This is a genomic window from Microvirga sp. HBU67558, assembly GCF_018069605.1.
GTDB classification, from domain to species: domain Bacteria; phylum Pseudomonadota; class Alphaproteobacteria; order Rhizobiales; family Beijerinckiaceae; genus Microvirga; species Microvirga terrae.
Genome location: NZ_JAGPUP010000204.1, coordinates 1 through 467, shown reverse-complemented (window position 1 = coordinate 467; position 467 = coordinate 1). Strand labels below are relative to the sequence as shown.

The 467-nt window shown below is 66.0% G+C and carries 1 protein-coding gene; it reads left to right on the top strand.

Features of this window, described 5'->3' with window-relative positions; translation table 11 throughout:
- Nucleotides 1–467, top strand: a 467-nt coding sequence (locus KBI52_RS00850) for an ATP-grasp domain-containing protein (protein WP_210804786.1), incomplete at both ends; no start/stop codon positions are given.

The window sequence follows — 467 nt, the reverse complement described above, 5'->3', positions numbered from 1 at the left end:
CCGGGCTATCTCGGGGTGATCGAGGGCCCGGAGCAGGCGGTCAAGATCGCCGACGAGATCGGCTACCCGGTCATGATCAAAGCCTCGGCGGGCGGTGGCGGCAAGGGCATGCGCATCGCCCACTCGGCCGGCGAGGTCGCCGAGGGCTTCGCCCGCGCCAAGTCGGAGGCGGCAAGCTCCTTCGGCGATGATCGGGTCTTCATCGAAAAGTTCATCACCGATCCGCGTCACATCGAAATTCAGGTGCTGGGCGACAAGCACGGCAACGTGATCTATCTCGGCGAGCGTGAATGCTCGATCCAGCGCCGCAACCAGAAGGTCATCGAGGAGGCGCCGTCGCCGCTTCTCGACGAGGCCACCCGCCGCCTGATGGGCGAGCAGGCGGTCGCCCTGGCCAAGGCCGTAGGTTACGATTCCGCCGGCACGGTCGAGTTCGTGGCCGGCCAGGACAAGTCGTTCTACTTCCT